We start from the raw sequence: 18326 nt of genomic DNA, 5'->3' as shown, positions 1-18326 counted from the left end.
CCCGGGTCGAAGTGCAACCATGCTCGGCGACAAGGTGACTGTCCACATAGTTATACACAGGTGTGGACAGGATGATGGTAACCGAGCCGCAGCCTACCGGCGACGGCTCGTGATCTCCATGCTGGTGACAACCCCGTGCAGGTCGCCGAAACAGCTAGTCGATCCGCCATCCTCGCTTCGTCGTTGAGCGCCGTTCCAAGTGTGAAACGGCATTGCCCGAAGCTAACAGTTTTCCGTGCGGCTGCCAACCGTTCTGCCGCATTCCAATCCGCTTTAGGCGCGTGTTTGGCGCGTGTTTGGCGTTGGTGCCGTTAACGTGTCGCGTCGACGGCGCCACGAGCGAGTGTTTTCCCGGTTTGGTTTGGGTTCGTTGCGGCAGACCAAGTTTGACCCAACGAAAGCTCGTCAGTACCCTCAAACAGTCGCCCGAACGTCGGCGATACGGCTGCGACCCACGCCACCGTGCTTGGGGACCGCGCCGGCCAGCAGCAAGACCCACCTCCGACCGACCCGCGGACGAACGCAGTAGAGAAGCGTAGCGGCCGGATTGGAATGCCAGAGACAACGAGGAGAACGCCGTGGCCAAGGGCAAGCGGACCTTCCAGCCGAATAACCGGCGCCGAGCCCGCGTGCATGGTTTCCGGTTGCGGATGCGTACCCGCGCCGGGCGCTCCATCGTGTCGAACCGGCGCCGTAAGGGCCGCCGCGCGTTATCTGCCTGATCGCAACGTCAGGTTTTTCGGCGGTGCTTCCCGCACACAACCGCATGAGGCGGTCAACGGAATTTGACGCGACCGTGAAGTGTGGATCGCGCGCGGTGCAGCCCGATCTCATCGTTCACGTTCGACGCGACGGCGGTTGCGGCGAGGCCGTGGGTCCACGCGTCGGGTTGGTCATCGCCAAGCCGGTGGGTTCGGCCGTGGAACGTCACCGGGTAGCGCGTCGGCTACGGCATGTCGCTCGAACGATGTTGGGCGACCTCCATCGATCCGATCGGGTGGTGATCCGGGCCTTGCCGAGTAGTCGGCAGGCGTCATCGGCATGGTTGGAGCAGCAGCTGCGACGCGGATTACGACGCGCTTTTGAATCGGCGAGGTCGGACCGGTGAGTATCCCGACGCGGGCGCGCGGGGCAGTCGGCCGTGCGGGCAGGCTCGTTGCGCGGGGGCTGATTTTCCTGATCCAGCTCTATCGGCACACGGTGTCGCCACTGCGCCCGGCGACGTGCCGCTTCGTTCCGACCTGTAGCCAGTACGCCGTCGATGCCTTCACTGAATACGGCCTGATTCGGGGAGGCTGGTTGTCGGTGGCCAGGCTCGCGAAATGCGGGCCATGGCATCGAGGAGGCTGGGACCCAATACCGCAACGGCCAAAGTCCGAAGACGCCGGCCCCCTAGCCAGGCAAGCGTGGGCCCCCGCGGCGAAGCAACGGGAGAGTGAGTCTTTTGTTTGATCTCTTCAGCCTCGACATCGTCTACTACCCGGTGTCGTGGATCATGTGGGTTTGGTACAAGTTGTTCGCGGCTCTGCTAGGGCCGTCCAACTTCTTCGCCTGGGCCCTGTCGGTGATGTTCCTGGTGTTCACCCTGCGGGCCTTGCTGTACAAGCCCTTCGTGCGCCAGATCCGCACCACGCGGCAGATGCAGGAACTGCAACCACAGATGAAGGCGCTGCAAAAGAAGTACGGCAAGGACCGTCAGCGCATGGCGCTCGAGATGCAGAAGCTGCAACGCGAGCACGGCTTCAATCCGATCCTGGGCTGCTTACCGATGCTGGCGCAGATCCCGGTGTTCCTCGGGCTGTACCACGTGCTGCGGTCGTTCAACCGCACGACCGGGGGTTTCGGGCAACCGCATTTGTCGGTAGCGCAAAACCGGATGACCGGGAACTACATGTTCACCCCGGCCGACGTGGGCCACTTCCTGGACGCCAACCTCTTCGGTGCCCCGATCGGCGCCTACATGACGCAGCGGGCCGGGTTGGACGCGTTCACCGACTTCAGCCGTCCCGCGGTGATCGCGGTCGGCGCGCCGGTGATGGTCCTGGCGGGCATCGCCACGTACTTCAATAGCCGCGCGTCGGTGGCACGGCAAAGCCCAGAGGCGGCGGCCAATCCGCAGACCGCGATGATGAACAAGCTGGCGCTGTATGTGTTTCCGCTCGGCGTGGTAGTCGGCGGCCCGTTCCTTCCGCTGGCGATCATCTTGTACTGGTTTTCCAACAACATCTGGACCTTCGGACAGCAGCACTACGTGTTCGGCATGATCGAAAAGGAAGAGGAGGCCAAGCGGCAAGAAGCCATTCAGCGCCGCGCGGCCAACGCCCCGGCACCCGGGGCCAAGCCGAGGCGCAATCCCAAAACGGTGCCGCCGAGCGGGAACGGTTCGTCCACCGCGAGCGACGAGGAAACCAAGTCCGGATCCGCGTCCGGCCCGCCGAAGACTAACCCCGATGGCTCCGACGGCGATGCGGCCGAAGCGAAAACGGAAGAGGCTCAACCGGAGAAGCCGAACACGGCCGGGCAGGATAGCGGACCGAGTACGCCACGGCCTGGGGCGCGGCCGAAGAGGCGCAAACGCTGAGGCGCGCCGCTACGTTACGGGCCGGCCCCGGGCTGGTCATCCCAAGAAGACAGACCCTTGGACGAGGGAGAGACGAGGGAGAAAAGACATGACAGACGCCGACACCACCGAGCGCGACTTCGATGCAGAACTCGACACACCAGCGTCGGTGGAGGATGTCCCGGAAAGCGAAGCGGCGGCGGATGCCGGCGCTGAGGAAGCCGGCGACCTGGAGGAGCGACTGGTCGCCGAGGGGGAGATCGCCGGCGACTATCTCGAAGAGCTGTTGGACCTGTTGGACTTCGACGGCGATATCGATCTGGACGTCGAGGGCAGCCGCGCCGTGGTAAGCATCGACGGCAGCAACGATCTGAACAAACTAGTGGGGCGCGGGGGCGAGGTGCTCGACGCGTTGCAGGAGCTGACCCGCTTGGCGGTACACCAAAAGACCGGTGTGCGCAGTCGGTTGATGCTCGACATCGCGAGTTGGCGACGCCGCCGGCGGGAAGAGCTGGCCGCGCTCGGCGACAAGGTGGCGCGCCGGGTGCTGAACACCGGCGAACGCGAAGAACTCTCGCCGATGACGCCGTTCGAGCGCAAGATCGTCCACGATGCGGTCGCCGCGGTGCCCGGAGTGCACAGCGAGAGCGAGGGCGTGGAGCCGCTACGGCGGGTAGTGGTCCTGCCCGACTAGGCGATCGAGTCACAGCCGTGTAATTCGGCAGGCCACCGAAGATCGAGGATGTTTCACGTGAAACATGTCAACGCCCGAGCGCGGTCGGCGGATGGCACCGCGCCACCGCCTTTGGTTGAGCCCGTGTCACCGAGCGATGCCGCGGCGATCTTCGGTCCGCGACTCGATATCGCGCGGCGGTACGCCGAGCTGCTGGCCGGCGCCGGGGTGGAACGCGGACTCCTCGGTCCGCGCGAGGCGGACCGGCTCTGGGACCGCCATCTGTTGAACAGCGCCGTGGTAGGCGAGCTGCTCGATCCGGGTGAACGGGTGATAGATATCGGCAGCGGGGCAGGATTGCCGGGGATACCGTTGGCAATCGCACGGCCCGACCTTCAGATCGTGCTCCTTGAACCGCTTCTGCGCCGAAGCGAGTTTCTCACTGAGGTGGTCGCCGAACTAGGGTTGGCGGTCGAGGTGGTGCGCGGCCGCGCGGAGGAACCTCGGGTACGCGATCGGTTCGGCGCCAGGGACGCGGCGGTGTCGCGCGCGGTCGCGGCGCTGGACAAACTGACGAAGTGGAGTATGCCGTTGCTACGGCCAGGCGGGCTGATGGTCGCGATCAAGGGGGAGCGCGCGCACGAGGAAGTGGAAGCGCACCGGCGTGTGATGGCGGCGTCGGGCGCCGTTGATGTCAGGGTGGTGACATGTGGCGCGAACTGTTTGCGTCCGCCCGCGACCGTGGTGTTAGCGCGACGCGGGGAACGGGCGCGCCACAGGCCGGCACGGATGACGGGCGGGAGGACACGGTGAGTTCTCCACCAAATCGGTCTGCGGCCCCCCCTCCGCCGCCGGGGGTTACGGAACCGCCGCCGGCTCCCACACCCTCCATATCGGAGGACGGACCACCGCCGTCGCCGTCGGGCGACGAAACGGCGACTACCGCGCTGGGGGATGTTTCACGTGAAACATCCGAAGAATTCGACACCCCGATCGGTGCGGCCGCGGAACGCGCCATGCGGGTACTCCACACCACGTACGCGCCGCTGCGCCGCCCGCGGCACCGCCGGGTGTTGACTATCGCGAACCAAAAGGGCGGCGTTGGCAAGACCACCACCGCGGTCAATCTCGCGGCCGCGCTGGCCGTGCAAGGGCTCAAGACCCTCGTCGTTGACCTCGACCCGCAGGGCAACGCGAGCACGGCGCTCGGCATCCACGACAGGCAAGCGGGCACCCCCTCCTCGTACGAGGTGCTGATCGGCGAGGTGTCGTTGCGGGACGCGTTGCGTCCCAGCCCGCACAGCGAGCGCCTGTTCTGCGTCCCGGCGACGATCGACCTGGCGGGCGCCGAGATCGAATTGGTCAGCATGGTGGCGCGCGAAAACCGGCTGCGCACCGCGCTGGCCGAGCTCGACCACTTCGACTTCGACTACGTCTTCGTCGACTGTCCGCCGTCGCTCGGGCTGCTGACCATTAATGCGCTCGTCGCCGCCCCGGAGGTCATGATCCCGATCCAGTGCGAGTACTACGCGCTCGAGGGTGTGTCACAGCTGATGCGCAACATCGAAATGGTGAAGGCGCACCTCAATCCTCGGCTCGAGGTGACCACCGTGATCCTCACCATGTACGACGGACGGACCAAACTTGCCGACCAGGTCGCCGAGGAGGTGCGCCGGTACTTCGGGACCAAGGTGTTGCGCACGGTGATTCCGCGGAGCGTCAAGGTTTCGGAGGCGCCCGGCTACAGCATGACGATCATCGATTACGACCCCGGGTCGCGCGGCGCGATGAGCTATCTCGACGCGAGCCGCGAACTCGCCGAGCGTGATTGACCACCATCCGTGAAGGGACGACCATGACGCAGCCGTTACGCAAGAAGGGCGGGCTCGGCCGGGGCCTGGCTTCGCTGATTCCGACCGGCCCGGCGGACAGCGACGCAGGGCCGGCGACCCTGGGCCCGCGGATGGGGGACGCCGCCGCCGATGTCCTGATCGGGCGGCCGGTGTCGGATGCCGCCGCCGTGGGCGCGGTGTACCGGGAGATCGCACCCGCCGACATCGAGCGCAATCCACGTCAGCCGCGGCAGGTGTTCGACGAGGAGGCACTGTCCGAGCTGGTGCACTCCATCCACGAGTTCGGCCTCCTGCAGCCGATCGTGGTGCGGCCGGTAACCGGATCGCAGGGCGGCGCGCGGTATCAGATCGTGATGGGGGAGCGGCGCTGGCGGGCGGCTCAAGAAGCGGGCCTGGCCACGATCCCGGCCATCGTGCGCGAGACGGGCGATGACAATCTGCTGCGCGACGCCCTGCTGGAAAACATCCATCGGGTGCAGCTGAACCCGTTGGAAGAGGCGGCCGCCTATCAGCAGCTGCTCGACGAGTTCGGTGTCACCCACGACGAACTGGCGTCTCGCATCGGCCGCTCGCGACCGCTGATCACCAACATGATCCGGCTGCTGAAGCTGCCGATCCCGGTGCAGCGGCGAGTGGCGGCGGGGGTGTTGTCCGCCGGTCACGCCCGGGCGCTGCTGTCCCTGGAGGCCGGCCCGGAGGCGCAGGAGGAGCTGGCCGGCCGGATCGTTGCGGAGGGTCTGTCGGTGCGGGCCACCGAGGAGGCGGTCACCCTGGCAAATCGCGGTGACGCGGTCACCCCGACCCCGCAGCGACGCAAACCGATCCAGATGCCCGGCCTTCAAGACGTTGCTGATCGGCTGTCGAATGCCTTCGATACGCGGGTGACGGTCAGCCTCGGCAAACGCAAGGGGAGGATCGTGGTGGAGTTCGGTTCGGTCGACGATCTCCAGCGGATTATCGACATGATCACGCCTCCCAAGCCATGACCGTACATACCATGTAATTACGTCACTGTGACACCGCGCCGGTTTCGGGCGCGAAACGGCTCCTCACGACCACCCCGCTCAGGCGGAGTTCCCGTGTGTCTCAAGCTATTTCGGCATTCTGTCCGCCGGTAGCGCGGTGCGGAGGTCGGTTCACGGTCCCGCCGCGAGTGGCGGGGCCAACACTGGCCCCATGACGACAAACTCTCCTATCCTAGAGGGGTTGCTGGTGCAATTGGCTGCAGTACCGCACGGAAGCCAGGAGGCTAGTGTCCGCTCGAATCACGCCGTTGCGGCTCGAGGCTTTCGAGCAGCTTCCCAAGCATGCGCGCCGCTGCGTCTTCTGGGAGGTCGACCCGGCGACTCTCGGTGACCAGGACCACCTCGCCGACCCCGAGTTCGAAAAAGAAGCCTGGTTGTCGATGGTGATGCTGGAGTGGGGCTCGTGCGGTCAGGTCGCCACCGCGGTCCCGGACGATGACCCCAGCCACACCGAGCCGCCGTGCTTGGGATATGTCCTCTACGCGCCGCCGCGGGCGGTGCCGCGGGCGCAGCGGTTTCCCACCGCGCCGGTGTCCGCCGACGCCGTGCTGCTCACGTCGATGGGTATCGAACCCGGACAAGCCGCCGACGATCTGCAACATGGGCTCATCGCCCGGGTAATCGATGAACTGATGCGGCGCGGAGTCCGGGCGCTGGAGGCCTTCGGCCGCACACCGGCGGCTTCCGAGTTGCAGGATCCGCGGGCGGTGGACCCCGACGTCCGGCCGGTGTTGGAGGCCGTCGGCGACTGCTCGGTCGACCACTGCATCATCGACGCGGAGTTCTTGAAGGATGTGGGATTCGTTGTGGTGGCGCCACATACGTACTTCCCACGGCTGCGGCTCGAGCTGGACAAGGGTCTCGGATGGAAAGCCGAAGTCGAGGCGGCGCTGGAGCGTCTGTTGGCGAACGCGCAGCTACAACAGCCGGTCGGGGCGGGATCCGCCGCGACAAATACGTTGAAGGTCACCCAGGGCGGTTAGGAACCGCCCATTCTGCTCGCCCGCTCCACCGACAATTCGTGCGCTAGCAGCTCGGCGAAGGTGAATGTGCCGGTGGGCCTGTCGTTCTTGCCCAGGAGATAGAGCCGCTTGACCGCGGCGAGGATCCCTTCGGCGATGGCGTCACGGGTCTGAGTTGAGATCAGCATCGCGCGATCGCGCGGGTTGGTGATGTAGCCGACGTCGACCTGAACGGTGGGCATCCGAGTCAGTCGCAGCAGATCCCACGTCCGGCCATGCGTCCGGCAATCACGTAAACCGGTGCGGGCCACCACTTCTCGCTGAATGAAGTCGGCGAGGTTGCGGCCGATGGTGGAGACCGAACCGTGCGAGTTTCCGAAGTGGAAGGAGGCGACGCCATTGGCCGAGGGGCTGCTCTGGGATTCACAGCGCAGGCTGATCATCAGGTCCGCACCGACGTTATTGGCCGTGGCGGCGCGTTCGGCGTCCGACGGACTGCGGTTGGTCGACCGGGACAAAAAGGTTTCCATGCCGATGGCGGTCATCCGGCCCTCAAGCCGACTTGCCAAGTCCCACAACACGTCTGCCTCGCTGATAGGGCCGGATGGACCCTGCATTATGAAACCGTGGTCCGCACCGCCGCGGCCCGGATCGATGATGATGCGCTTGCCCGACAGTTTGGGGCCCGATCGGCGGACCAGCTCTTCCTCGCGAATGGCGTGTGGCGAGCCGCCCGAGACCCGCGAACTCAGAAAATACAAGGAACGCAAGGTTTCCGGCCCGCAAATGCCGTCGGCGGCAAGCCCGTATTCACGCTGATACGACATCAAAGCGTTGTGGGTTTGCAATCCGAAGTAGCCGTCGACCAGGCCGGTGTAGAAACCGAGGTCCTGGAGCCGCGCCTGTAGCGTGGCGACGTCGTCGCCGTAGAGCGGAGCACCGAATTGGTGATACAGCGTGCGCGCGCCGAGCCGATACGAGGCCTCTTTCAACGCGCGGTAGGTGGCCTCGCCGACGATGCCGTCCACCAGCAGTCCGCGATGCTGCTGGAACGCACGCACCGCCTGATCGAGCTCGGCATCGAAAACCTCGAGGGCCACATGCCGGCCGGTAGTCAGGTCTTCGTCGGGATTGTCCAGCAGCCCCAGGGCGGCCAGCGTGGCCCGGATCTCGGTCACAGCAGCGCTGCGGTCGCCACGGCGCAGCGCGTCGCCGTCTTCACGGCGCGGACTCGACATACCAAGGGCCCTCCGGGACAAACTGACCGGCTGAATGATCGCACCAGCTAATCGGTATTGTCGCAGATGCTTCTCAATTTCGGGAAAACCCCAGGCTAACCGCGGGGCGTGGTGTGGCGAACTAGATCGGGGCTGCGCCTGATCGCCCGCGTCCTCAGCCCGTCGTTCCAGCGCGTGACGTCACCGGTCTAGGTGAGGTTGGGGACCGCGTCGGAAAGCTCGCGCAGCAACGCCGCCTTGCCCTTGGCGCCGACGATCCGTTTCACCGGTTGGCCGTCTTTGAACAGGATCATCGTGGGGATCGAAACCACCTGAAAGTCGCGGGCCGTTTCCGGGTTGGCGTCAACGTCCAGCTTGGCGACGGTGAGCTGGCCGGCCCGCTCGGCCGCGATCTCCTCGAGCACCGGCGCGACCATCTTGCACGGTCCACACCAGGTCGCCCAAAAGTCAACCAGCACAGGCTTATTGCTCGACAACACCTCCGCGGAGAAGGAGGCGTCGGAGACTTCTATTGTGGCCCCGGCTTTTTCGGCATCGGTCATCGTGGTGCTCCAATCAATGTGTCGGTACGGTCAGCTGCTGCGTTTCGTGGGCCGCGTCCAACTCCTCGTGCTCGGCCAGCCAGCGTTCGGCGTCGATGGCCGCGGCGCAGCCACTGCCCGCGGCGGTGACCGCTTGCCGGTAGGTGCGATCTACCAGGTCACCGGCCGCGAAAACACCGTCGATCGAGGTGCTCGTGGTGCGTCCCCGCACGAGTACGTAGCCGTCGGCGTCCACGTCCACGACGTCGCGCACCAAACCCGAACGGGGCTCGTGACCGATCGCGACGAAAACACCGGTCACCGGGAGCGCGGTTTCCTCGCCAGTTACCTTGTCGCGCAACCGCAATCCGGTCACCGTCGCGTCGCCGTCCACCGCTACCACGGTGGCGTTGGTGACGAACTCGATCTTGTCGTTATTGCGGGCGCGATCGAGCATGATCTTCGATGCCCTGAACTCGTCGCGGCGGTGCACCAGCGTCACGCTGCTCGCGAACCGGGTCAGAAACAGGGCTTCCTCCATCGCCGAGTCACCGCCGCCGATGACGGCGATGTCCTGGTCGCGGAAAAAGAACCCGTCGCAGGTGGCACACGAACTCACACCGCGGCCCAGCAACTCCTGTTCGCCGGGGACCTGCAGATACCGTGCCGCGGCACCCATGGCCAAGATGACCGCCCGGGCCCGGTGGGTCTCCCCGTCGGCGGTGACGACCGACTTGACCGGTCCCGCCAGCGACATCGACTCGATATCTTCCATCCGCAGGTCCGCGCCGAACCGCAGCGCCTGCTCACGCATCTCATCCATCAACTCCGGGCCGGTGATGCCGTTGCGAAAGCCGGGGTAGTTCTCCACCTCGGTCGTGGTCATCAACGCACCACCGAAAGAGGTGCCCTCGAAGACCAGCGGCGCCAGCTGGGCGCGGGCCGTGTAGAGGGCTGCGGTGTAACCGGCGGGACCGGAACCGACGATGATCACGTCGTGGACGGTGTCCGGGGCATCATCAGCAGAAGCGACGGCGGTCATGCGGGCCTTTCAGGTACGGAAGCTACGTCTACGAACGCCAGGGTAGGCGTGGGTGTTCCCACCGGCTGGGCACGACACCTGGCACCAGACTAAGGGCGGGCGACCTGGGTGCTGGCCAGCAACCCGGTGTCGGCGGCGCTGCAATTCAGGGCGACCGCAAAGGCCGCCAGTTTGTCGGGTGTGTCTCCCGGCAGGACCAGCAGCACGCCGGGGCGGGCATTGATCTCGATCGGCCGCGCGCCCAGCACCTGCGTTGACGCCGGATAGCCGAGGCCACTGAGGCAGGAGGCGCGCCGCGGCGGGTCGCTGAGCGGGCCTTCGAGCGGACCGTAGTCGGGACGGTGATCGAGCAGGCCGAGGATCTCCTCCTGCGACAACGGGATCGCCATCGGCGGCGTTGACACCGTGATGTGCTCGGCGGTGACCGGGGTGCTCGGCGCGGGCCCCGGCGCGTTGATCAGTGCCGCGGTGCCCACGCCGATCGCCGCGAGCAGCGCCCCGACGCCAGCCGCGCCCGCGGCCAGCCGCGCGGGTCCGATGCGCGGCCGGGCCGAATGCGCGGCGCCGGCGCGCCGTTGGCTTTGACCCGACGTCAGCACCGTCGAGATTCGGGCGGTGACCTCCGGCGGGACCTTCGGCGCCGACGCCGGGTCGGCACCTAGCGCGGCGACGTCGCGGCGCACCTGGTTCAAGGCGCGCAGGATTGTTTCTGCCTCCGGGTCGTCGCGGACCCGTCTGCGTACGCGGGCCGCGGAATCGTCGTCCAGCAGACCGGCCTGCAGGTCGGCGAGAAGCTCGGCCGTCAGAGGCGGCTCGGCGCCCGTGTCAGCAGGATCCTCTGGATCCCTGTTGGATTCACCCATCCGCCTCAGTGTCCGTCATGCGCACCTTGAGGGCGACGCGCGGCTACCGCGGACGCGGTGCGGGCGGCGTCAGCGCTGACCGGCGGGGCGGTCGGGCGTGGCGCGGGCGCCGGTGTTGAGATAGCCGAGCAGCTCGGCGAGGCGAACCCGGGCGCGGGAACATCGGCTCTTGACCGTGCCCTCGGCGACGCCCAGCAGCGCGGCGGTGTCGGCAACCGAGTAGCCCTGCATATCGACGGCCACCACCGCCGCCCGTTGCTCCACGGGAAGCCGCATCAGGGCGCGCTGCACCGCGATGGCCGTCTCGACCTGCGCGGTGCGATCGGCGACCGGGTAGACGTCCTCCAGCGGCGTGGTCGGGTGGGCTTTGGTGCGGCGGAGCCGGTCCAGGCAGGCGTTGACCACGATGCGGTGCAGCCAACTGCCCACCGCGGCGTCATGCCGAAAGGTTCCGGCGCCGCGGTGCGCCGAAAGCATCGCGTCCTGCAACGCATCCTCGGCATCCTCGGGGGTGCGGGTGGTGAGCCGGGCAAGCCGGTGCAGCTGTCGTTGGTGACGGTGGAACAACTCGCCGAAGGCGTGGCGGTCACCCGCGACGTGGGCTGCGAGCAGCTCGGCGTCGCTGCGTTCCCGCTGGATGTTCCCCCCGAAACCCACGGCCGGACAGTAACCAATCGGTTGTTGCGCGGCACTTCACCACGGCACGAGTCTGTGAGCGCCGTCAGGACGCGGCCTGGACCGTGATCTCCGAGATGGCCGCGCGGCTCTTGCCGTCGGTGGTCCCCAACGTGGAAATCCACACCAGCAGATTCGATGTCGGGGCGCCGGACCTGACCGGGATGGTGTTGTGGCCGGGCTTGAGCGCCGTGGCCGGCGTCAGCACGGTCGTGTCTTCCAGACTCGACGGCGTCGGCGTGGTGGACGAGCGGATCTCGACCTTGGTGCCGGTGCTGGAAACGTCGAGGCCGACGGCGCCGACCACGGTGGGGCTCGGCAGCTGCAACATCAACCCGACACCGTTCTTGAAGCCGGGGAAGGGAGCGGCGTCGGTGTAGATGTCGGTTTCCCAGGAGGTGGTGGGGTTGCCGTCGATCGCCAGCCCGGCCTGGCCCGGGTTGTCGGCTTCGCCGTCGGGCGAAAACACCGTTGCCCTGGTCGGTTTGACCATGCTGCCCGACGGGGCCGAACTGACCGACGACGACGTCGACGACGAGGGGCCGTTCAGCCCGAGCTCGTCCTTGTTGAGGCCACCACCGACGTTGCCGAAGATCTTGCTCACCACCGACGCCAGCACCAGCAGGGCCACCACGATGACGGTGAGGGCGGCGCCGACACCGATCAGCACGTTGCGGCGCCGGCGCGCGAAGGTTGCGTACTCGCGGGCGGTGGATGCACGGGAGACGGGTGGTGGCGGCGAGTCGTCGATCGGACCGAGGATCTCGGTGCGGTCGGCCACCGCCGTTGCTTGCTGCAGCAAGTTCAAAAGCGTTGACGCACTGCGTATTCCGCCGTCTTCCTGAACGGCCCGCACGGCGACCGCGGAAATCTGGAAGGGGATGTCGCGGTCGATGACCAGGGGTTCGACCGGATTGCCCGTGGAATCCCGTTCGGCCGGTGCGAGCCCGCTGCGCACCCCGGACTCCGGCAGCGGCCATCGATTGACCAGCAGGGCATAAAGCGCGGCGCCGATTCCGCGGATGTCGTCTTGCGGGTTGGCGTCGGGCATCGTCGCGGGGTAGGCCAGCACGACGTCGCCTTCGATGCTGACGCGCACCCGGCTGGGATGGTCGATCGACAGCGCGACACCGGCGCGGTGCGCCGCGTCGGCGGCGGCGGCCAGCGACTGCATCGCCCGGACCGCGCCGACGGGCGACGGGGCGGTGTCGGCCACCTCCTGCAACGAACCGCCGCGAATCCACTCCGCGACCACCAAGCCACCGGAGCCGGTGTGGACCACGTCGAGCACCCGGGCGATGCCGGGCTTGTCGATCCGGCTCAGCCGCAAGGTGCGGGACAGGATCTCTTGCAGCACGTCGTGGGGCAGGGCTCCGTCCGGGTCGATGAATGTCAGCGCCACCTGCCGGTCCAGCGCGGTGTCCAGCGCCTGCCAGAACTGCAGGGGGGGCGCGCCGCCGTGGAAGACCAGCAGCCGATACCGGCCACCGGCGATGCGGGCGCCGGGAACCAGGTGAACATCCTCTGAAGAAGCCGCCGGTTCCGCACCGCGCTCGCGGGGCGCGTCGAACGGGATTGGGCCGCGGGCGGATTCGGCCGCGGGATCGCCGTTCATCCGGTCCGGCGGGCGTGGTGCCGGCGCTTCGGGCTCGGGTTCGGGCGGAATGTCGGGCTGGAAATCGTCGGCAACCGGACGCGGCAGCTCGGCACCTGACCCCGAGCCAGGCACAGCGCCCGACGCGGCGCTGTCCAGTGGGCGGTCGGTCACCTCCGGTCCTTTCGCTATCCGGGCGCTGGCTGCCCGCTCCGGAGGCCTGCGCCGGATCGGTTCCTGGACCGCGTTTGCCCCCGGCGGGGACGAATTCCTCTGCTCAGGGTACGTGACGCGGCCCTGCTGAGAATATCGATCCGGCACAGTGGGTTTGCGGGACGCCGGTTGCGCGCCGTGGCCCCCGCCGAGGCCCGGAACGCGGCGCCGGACGGCGCTCAGCGCCGCCAGCGCCTCGGGGACCCGCGCGCGGACCATGACGGCGGCGACGATCGGCAGCATGATGGCTGCCAGCACCAATAGGCGCAGCAGCGAACCCGCACCGCCGTGCGCCGTTAACGCGCCAAGCCCCAGCAGCCGATCGGCCACATGGGCAACCAGACCGGCCAGCATCGACGCGACAAGCGTGACCAGGATCGTTCGCAGCTCACCGACGCCGATCAGGTGGCCGCCGGCGGGCAGCAGCGTGTGCCGCAGCAGGCGGTAACCGACGATCGCGCCGGCCAGGAACCCGATGCCGTTGGCCAGTCCCAGAAAACCGGCCACCAGCTTGGGGTCGCCGGTGAGGTGGGGCGCCAGCACCGAGCCGGCGATCTTGACGGCCGTGATGACGAGGATGATCACGATCGGCGTCCAGGGTTGTTCCCGCGCGTAGAACACGCGCAGCTGCAAGAGCACCAGCCCGTAGGGGATCAACGTGAACGCCGACAACGCGATCGCGGCGCCCAGGTACCCGGCGTCGACGTCCCCGAAATGGCCATAGGCGAACAGCGCGCTGCCGATCGCCGGGCCGCCGACGGTCATGAACGCGACGATGGGGATCAGCGTGATCAGCGTGAGGCGGGTGGCCAGCGACAGGTCGGCGAGCACGGCGCGAGTGTCGTCGGCGGCGGCGTTGCGGCTCAGCCGCGGCATCACCACGGTCAGCACGGTCACGCCGATCATGCCGAACGGCAACATCAGAACCAGCCAGGTGTAGTTGTAGATCGCGGGGCCGGAAGCCGCCGCGGTGCTGGCAATCTGGTTGCCGACCACCAGGCCGAGTTGGCTGATCAGCACATAGAGCACCATCGCGGCGGCCATCGCGCCGAAGCGCTTGAGGCGCTGGTCGATTCCCCACAGCGGACGCAGGCTGACGTGCTGGCGGCGCAGCGCTATCAGCAGCACCGCGGTCTGCGCGAACACGCCCAAGGTGGTGCCGATGCCGAGCACCAGCAGCTTGGTGTTGCCCATCCGAACGGGATCGACCGAGAGCTCGCCGGGGACGGCCAGATACACGGCCAGGGTCGCGAGCGCGACGACGTTGTTGACGACGGGTGCCCACGCCGGCGGCCCGAACACGTTGCGGGTGTTCAGGATCGCCATGAACACCGACGTGAGGCCGTAGGCGAGCACCTGGGGCAGCAGCAGGTAGGCGAAGGCGGTGGTCAGCGGCTCGTTGACCTGCGGGTTGCGGCCCAACATCAGCCGCACCAGCAGCGGCGCGGCCAGCACCGACAGCGCCGTGGCGACCACCAACAGCGTCGTCGTCAACGTGACCAGGCGCCGCACGAACGCCTTACCGCCGTCGGGGTCGCTTTGCTCGGCGCGGGCCAGCACCGGCACGAAGATCGCGGTGAACGTCGCCTCCAGCACGAGCGCGGCGACCAGGTTCGGCAGCTGGTTGGCCACCGAGAAAGCGCTGGACAACGCGGCGCCCAGGATTGCGGCCAGCACGACGATGCGGGCGAAGCCGGTGATCCGGCTGACCAGCGTTGCGAACGCCATCCCCCACGACCGCGACACCAGCGCCGCGTCGGACAGTTCGGGTCGCCGACGGGCCAGCTCCGGCACCGGAGGCAGGGGACCGGTGGGCGGGCCCGGGCGGCGCCTTGACGGCGCAAGGCGCGGCGGTGGCTGTGCGTGAGTCCGGCGGTACGCGGGGCTCATCAGACGCGGTGCTCTTGATCGACCCGGTCGTCGATCTCGTCGTGCATGCCGGAGGGTCTCGGGTGGGGCGGGTCCGGACGGTCCAGGTCGGCGGGATCGGGCTGGCCGCGGAAGCGGTGCCAAAGTCGCCGCCCGGCCAGCAGCACCAGCACCGCGGCGGCCGTCATCGTGATGGCGAACAGCACCTTGCCGTAGGCGTTGGAATGCACCGACAGGCGCACCGGCTCGCCCAGCCGCAGGCCGTCCGGGGTCCGCAGCGTCACGTCGACGGCGACCCGCTGGGTGAAGTTCACCTCGATGGGCACCCGCAGCGGCAGGTATCCCGGCGGCAATTCGATCTGGCCGACGTCGGTGACGGTCATCCCGGGGGGAGCGTCGACCTGCAGCCGCACCCGGATGGGAACGGCGAGGCCGTTGTGCAGCGCCAGCGGAAGGGGACTGTGCTCGGTGGCCAGGGTGTAGGAGCCGCCCGGGTTGACGATCGTGACCGCGCCGAACAGGTCGTTGATCGTCCTACCCACCACCGCCAGCCGCTGCTGAGCCAGCCCGTTACGGGTATCGGGTGGTTCCGATTGGCTCAACGCGCGCAGCATGTCCTCGCGCAGCGGCGCGGTGTACTGGACACCGGTCAGCCCGGTGCGTTCGTCGGTGCTCAGCGCCGAGGTCAGACCCCACAGGCGGGCGACTCGGCCGGCGATGTCCGCGGTGACGTCGTCGTTGAACCGGCCGCGTGCGGCGCCCGAGCCGTCCACGACGCCCGCCTGCTCCGGCGGCTCGTTGCTGGCCGCGGCCTCGGCGATCGCCGCCGGTAACGGTCGCGGCACCGCAAGGCCGGAACGGATGGTCGTGGCCAGCGCGGTCAGGATGACCTGCGCGTCGTCGGTCTGCAGGTTCCATGTCGCGGGGGGAACCAGGATTTGGGTGCGCGGCGCGTCGTCGCGCTGCAGGGGGTGCCAGAAGATGGAGCCAAGGGCATCCTGGCGTCGGGCGACGTCCGAGTCGTGCGCGAGCCGAACCGTCAGCGAGGGATCCAGATAGGTCGGGGCGGCCGGGTTGTCGCCGGCGCCGGCCAGCGCGGCGCCGACGGCCGGGTCGAACGGCGCCACCACCACATGCGGGGACAACCGCCTGGGCGCGGTGTCGACGCTGGCGGGGCCGTCGCCGCTCGGATCCTCGGCGGACAAGTCGGCGGCGGCAATGGCGACGGTGCTCTCGCTGGCGCCCAGCAGGTCGACCGCGCGGCCGGTCAACGGGCCGTCGGGCAGCAGGGTGGCCCCGCGGGTGGAGGATATGTCCAGAATGCGGTCGACGATGCTGCCGACGCCGTCGGTGGCGATCGCGCTGAGCCCCGGATCGTTGACGCGTTGCAGGGCGTCCAGGTCGGCCTGCGCATAGGGCAGCGGCGCCACGCAGGTCCGGTGGGCCAGCGCCCGCAGTCGGTTCAGCCATCCGGTCGCGGCGGCCTGACCGGTGCCCGGATGCGTCGGGGTGCCCGGTAGCTGAGCGGGGCCGTCGGGTGAATTGGACACCACGTAGCCGCCCGTCATCGCGTTGACGGTGACCAGCAGATCCGGGTCGACGGCCAGGCACAGCGCGCGGCCGACGGCCCCGTCGGGATCGACGTCGTGGCTGGTGGCGACCTCGGCCGCGGACAGCAGGATGTCGAGTCGCCCGCCGTTGGCCAGTGAGGTGGCCAAGTCGTCGTCGGCCAGCCGAACCGGAATCGTGCCGCCCGGTACGCCGGGGGACAGGCGGGGCCGGTCGGCCAGCGGCCACAGCATGGTGATCCACACGGGTTTGGAGGTGTCGGGCGCGACGGCGGAGTCGAGGTCGTCGGCGTGGTCGGGTGGCACGCCGACCACGGGCAGCAGGAACCGTGCGTTGTCGAGCCGGGCGGGGGCGCCGTAGTCGGGCGTTCCGTTGACGTTGACCAGGGCCGGGTAGATCCCGGGCTTTTCGATGCCCAGGGACGGTTTGGTCAATGAGCGCAGCGAGGTGGACAGGGTGAAGCCGGCTTCTTGCCCGCGCTGCAGCTCGGGTGCCACCGTGAGGAAGTCCGCGGCCGGCTGGTACTGGTCCGTGCCCCCGTCCAGGGAGGTGCGCAGGCCCACCGAGGCGGTGACCGCCGGAGCGTGCTCCAGCCGGACCATGACGTCGCGGACTGGGCGGTCACCGACGTTGGTCACGATTCCGCTGACCGTGACGACGGGTTGGCTCGTCGTGGTGACCACGTCCGGGGTCACCTGGTCGATGCGGATCCGGACAAAGGGCGTCGATCCGGGCTCGCCCGCGGCGACGCGCGGCACGGCCGGCCCGGTGAGCACCGCAAAACCGGCCACGATCCCGACCACTGCGGCAAGGCGCAACAGGCCGGCCCGGCGAAGTCGCGGCTTGGTCACGGCCCGGGCCCGTGACCGTTCTTCCGGCCCGTAACGGGCTTGTCCGAATGCCGGGTCCGCGAATGCGTCTGCGGGCGGCGCCGGGGTGAGCTGGGTGGCAACGGCGGAAGTGCGGCGGGACCGTCGCTCTGCAGCTTGTCGATCAGCTCGTCGGCCACCTCGGCCAGCCGACGTTCGTCGGCATAGGCCAGCCGCGCCGGCAGTTCCCGCATCGGCACCCAGGCCACCTCGGCCACTTCGAGATCCTCGTCGCACAGCTCGCCGCCGGAGAAGCGCATCAGATAATGGTGCACGGTCTTGTGCACCCGGCGGCCATCGGTGACGAACCAGTAGTCGATGCGTCCCAGCGCGGCCAGCACGCTGCCCCGGATCCCGGTCTCCTCGGCGACCTCACGAATGGCGGTTTGCTCGGCGGTCTCGCCGAGCTCGATATGGCCCTTGGGCAACGACCACAGCATCCGTCCGCGCCGATCGACGCGCCCGATCAGCGCCGCGACCTGCGCGTCGCGCGGGCCGTCGATACCGTCGATGACCAGCCCGCCGGCGGACGTTTCGTGCACAGTGCGCAGCCGCTCCGCCGTGCGGCGGGAAGAGCGCGATCGGCGCGGTTTGGTCGGTGCGGAGTCGGCGGTCGCTTGGTCGTCCTTAGGGTTGTCGGCGGCGCCGGCAGTACGACGACCCCGGCGCCCTCCTCGGCGCCGACGTGGTTTGGCTTGTTCGCCGTCCGACACCCAAGCGATAGTAGCTGGCACGGCACGGTCTTCAGGACATACTCGCCGCTGGCCCGGGGCGTTACGGCGCCGCGCGCACCTGGATTC

At 68.3% G+C, this 18326-nt stretch carries 16 protein-coding genes and 1 pseudogene; 9 read left to right on the top strand and 8 right to left on the bottom strand.

Annotated elements, in window-relative coordinates; genetic code table 11:
* The first annotated feature begins 578 nt into the window (after window positions 1-578).
* The 9 genes from rpmH (at window position 579) to K3U93_RS24590 (ending at window position 7094) form a co-directional block, all read left to right on the top strand.
* Entirely contained in the window at window positions 579-722 is a 144-nt protein-coding gene (gene rpmH / locus K3U93_RS24630; RefSeq protein WP_076060026.1) for a 50S ribosomal protein L34, read from the top strand.
* A 23-nt stretch (window positions 723-745) separates the two neighbouring features.
* Window positions 746-1108, top strand: coding sequence for a ribonuclease P protein component (rnpA, locus tag K3U93_RS24625; RefSeq protein WP_083008618.1), 363 nt, complete (start codon window positions 746-748; stop codon window positions 1106-1108).
* On the top strand, window positions 1105-1452 hold the full coding sequence (gene yidD, locus K3U93_RS24620) for a membrane protein insertion efficiency factor YidD (RefSeq protein WP_083008615.1): 348 nt from the start codon (window positions 1105-1107) through the stop codon (window positions 1450-1452). The genes rnpA and yidD overlap by 4 nt, the downstream gene beginning before the upstream one ends.
* Window positions 1436-2581: a membrane protein insertase YidC gene (gene yidC / locus K3U93_RS24615; RefSeq protein WP_083008613.1), complete on the top strand. Its 1146-nt coding sequence runs from the start codon at window positions 1436-1438 to the stop codon at window positions 2579-2581. The genes yidD and yidC overlap by 17 nt, the downstream gene beginning before the upstream one ends.
* An 88-nt stretch (window positions 2582-2669) precedes the next feature.
* Window positions 2670-3254, top strand: coding sequence for a Jag family protein (locus tag K3U93_RS24610; RefSeq protein WP_083008610.1), 585 nt, complete (start codon window positions 2670-2672; stop codon window positions 3252-3254).
* 48 nt (window positions 3255-3302) lie between these two features.
* Complete coding sequence (rsmG, locus tag K3U93_RS24605; RefSeq protein WP_083008608.1) at window positions 3303-4046, top strand: 16S rRNA (guanine(527)-N(7))-methyltransferase RsmG; 744 nt, start codon at window positions 3303-3305, stop codon at window positions 4044-4046.
* A complete protein-coding gene (locus tag K3U93_RS24600; RefSeq protein WP_230981540.1) occupies window positions 3941-5065 on the top strand; it encodes a ParA family protein in 1125 nt (374 codons plus the stop codon). The genes rsmG and K3U93_RS24600 overlap by 106 nt, the downstream gene beginning before the upstream one ends.
* Before the next feature lie 23 nt (window positions 5066-5088).
* Window positions 5089-6072, top strand: a complete 984-nt coding sequence (locus K3U93_RS24595; protein WP_083008605.1) for a ParB/RepB/Spo0J family partition protein — start codon at window positions 5089-5091, stop codon at window positions 6070-6072.
* 266 nt (window positions 6073-6338) lie between these two features.
* The gene (locus K3U93_RS24590) at window positions 6339-7094 is read left to right on the top strand and encodes an acetyltransferase (RefSeq protein WP_071509618.1); all 756 of its coding nucleotides are present in this window, start codon (window positions 6339-6341) and stop codon (window positions 7092-7094) included.
* Here K3U93_RS24590 and K3U93_RS24585 read toward each other — a convergent pair.
* The 8 genes and pseudogenes from K3U93_RS24585 to K3U93_RS24550 form a co-directional block, all read right to left on the bottom strand.
* The gene (locus tag K3U93_RS24585) at window positions 7091-8311 is read right to left on the bottom strand and encodes an N-acetylmuramoyl-L-alanine amidase (protein ID WP_071509617.1); all 1221 of its coding nucleotides are present in this window, start codon (window positions 8309-8311) and stop codon (window positions 7091-7093) included. The genes K3U93_RS24590 and K3U93_RS24585 overlap by 4 nt on opposite strands.
* 188 nt (window positions 8312-8499) lie before the next feature.
* Entirely contained in the window at window positions 8500-8853 is a 354-nt protein-coding gene (gene trxA / locus K3U93_RS24580) for a thioredoxin (protein WP_083008603.1), read from the bottom strand.
* A pseudogene (gene trxB, locus K3U93_RS24575) lies at window positions 8850-9874 on the bottom strand (thioredoxin-disulfide reductase). Before trxB ends, trxA begins: the two are co-directional and overlap by 4 nt.
* Window positions 9875-9963: 89 nt before the next feature.
* A complete protein-coding gene (locus K3U93_RS24570; RefSeq protein ID WP_083008597.1) occupies window positions 9964-10737 on the bottom strand; it encodes an RsmA family anti-sigma factor in 774 nt (257 codons plus the stop codon).
* 69 nt (window positions 10738-10806) lie between these two features.
* Complete coding sequence (gene sigM, locus K3U93_RS24565; protein ID WP_083008594.1) at window positions 10807-11394, bottom strand: RNA polymerase sigma factor SigM; 588 nt, start codon at window positions 11392-11394, stop codon at window positions 10807-10809.
* Window positions 11395-11458: 64 nt separating this feature from the next.
* The gene (locus K3U93_RS24560) at window positions 11459-14947 is read right to left on the bottom strand and encodes a lipid II flippase MurJ (protein WP_420915433.1); all 3489 of its coding nucleotides are present in this window, start codon (window positions 14945-14947) and stop codon (window positions 11459-11461) included.
* Between the two features lie 161 nt (window positions 14948-15108).
* The gene (locus tag K3U93_RS24555; protein ID WP_083008589.1) at window positions 15109-17508 is read right to left on the bottom strand and encodes a DUF6049 family protein; all 2400 of its coding nucleotides are present in this window, start codon (window positions 17506-17508) and stop codon (window positions 15109-15111) included.
* Entirely contained in the window at window positions 17505-18239 is a 735-nt protein-coding gene (locus K3U93_RS24550; protein ID WP_071509610.1) for an NUDIX hydrolase, read from the bottom strand. Before K3U93_RS24550 ends, K3U93_RS24555 begins: the two co-directional genes overlap by 4 nt.
* Between the last annotated feature and the right edge of the window lie 87 nt (window positions 18240-18326).

The sequence above is a fragment of the Mycobacterium malmoense genome (assembly GCF_019645855.1).
Lineage (GTDB): Bacteria > Actinomycetota > Actinomycetes > Mycobacteriales > Mycobacteriaceae > Mycobacterium > Mycobacterium malmoense.
This window is presented reverse-complemented; position numbering and strand designations above follow the sequence as displayed.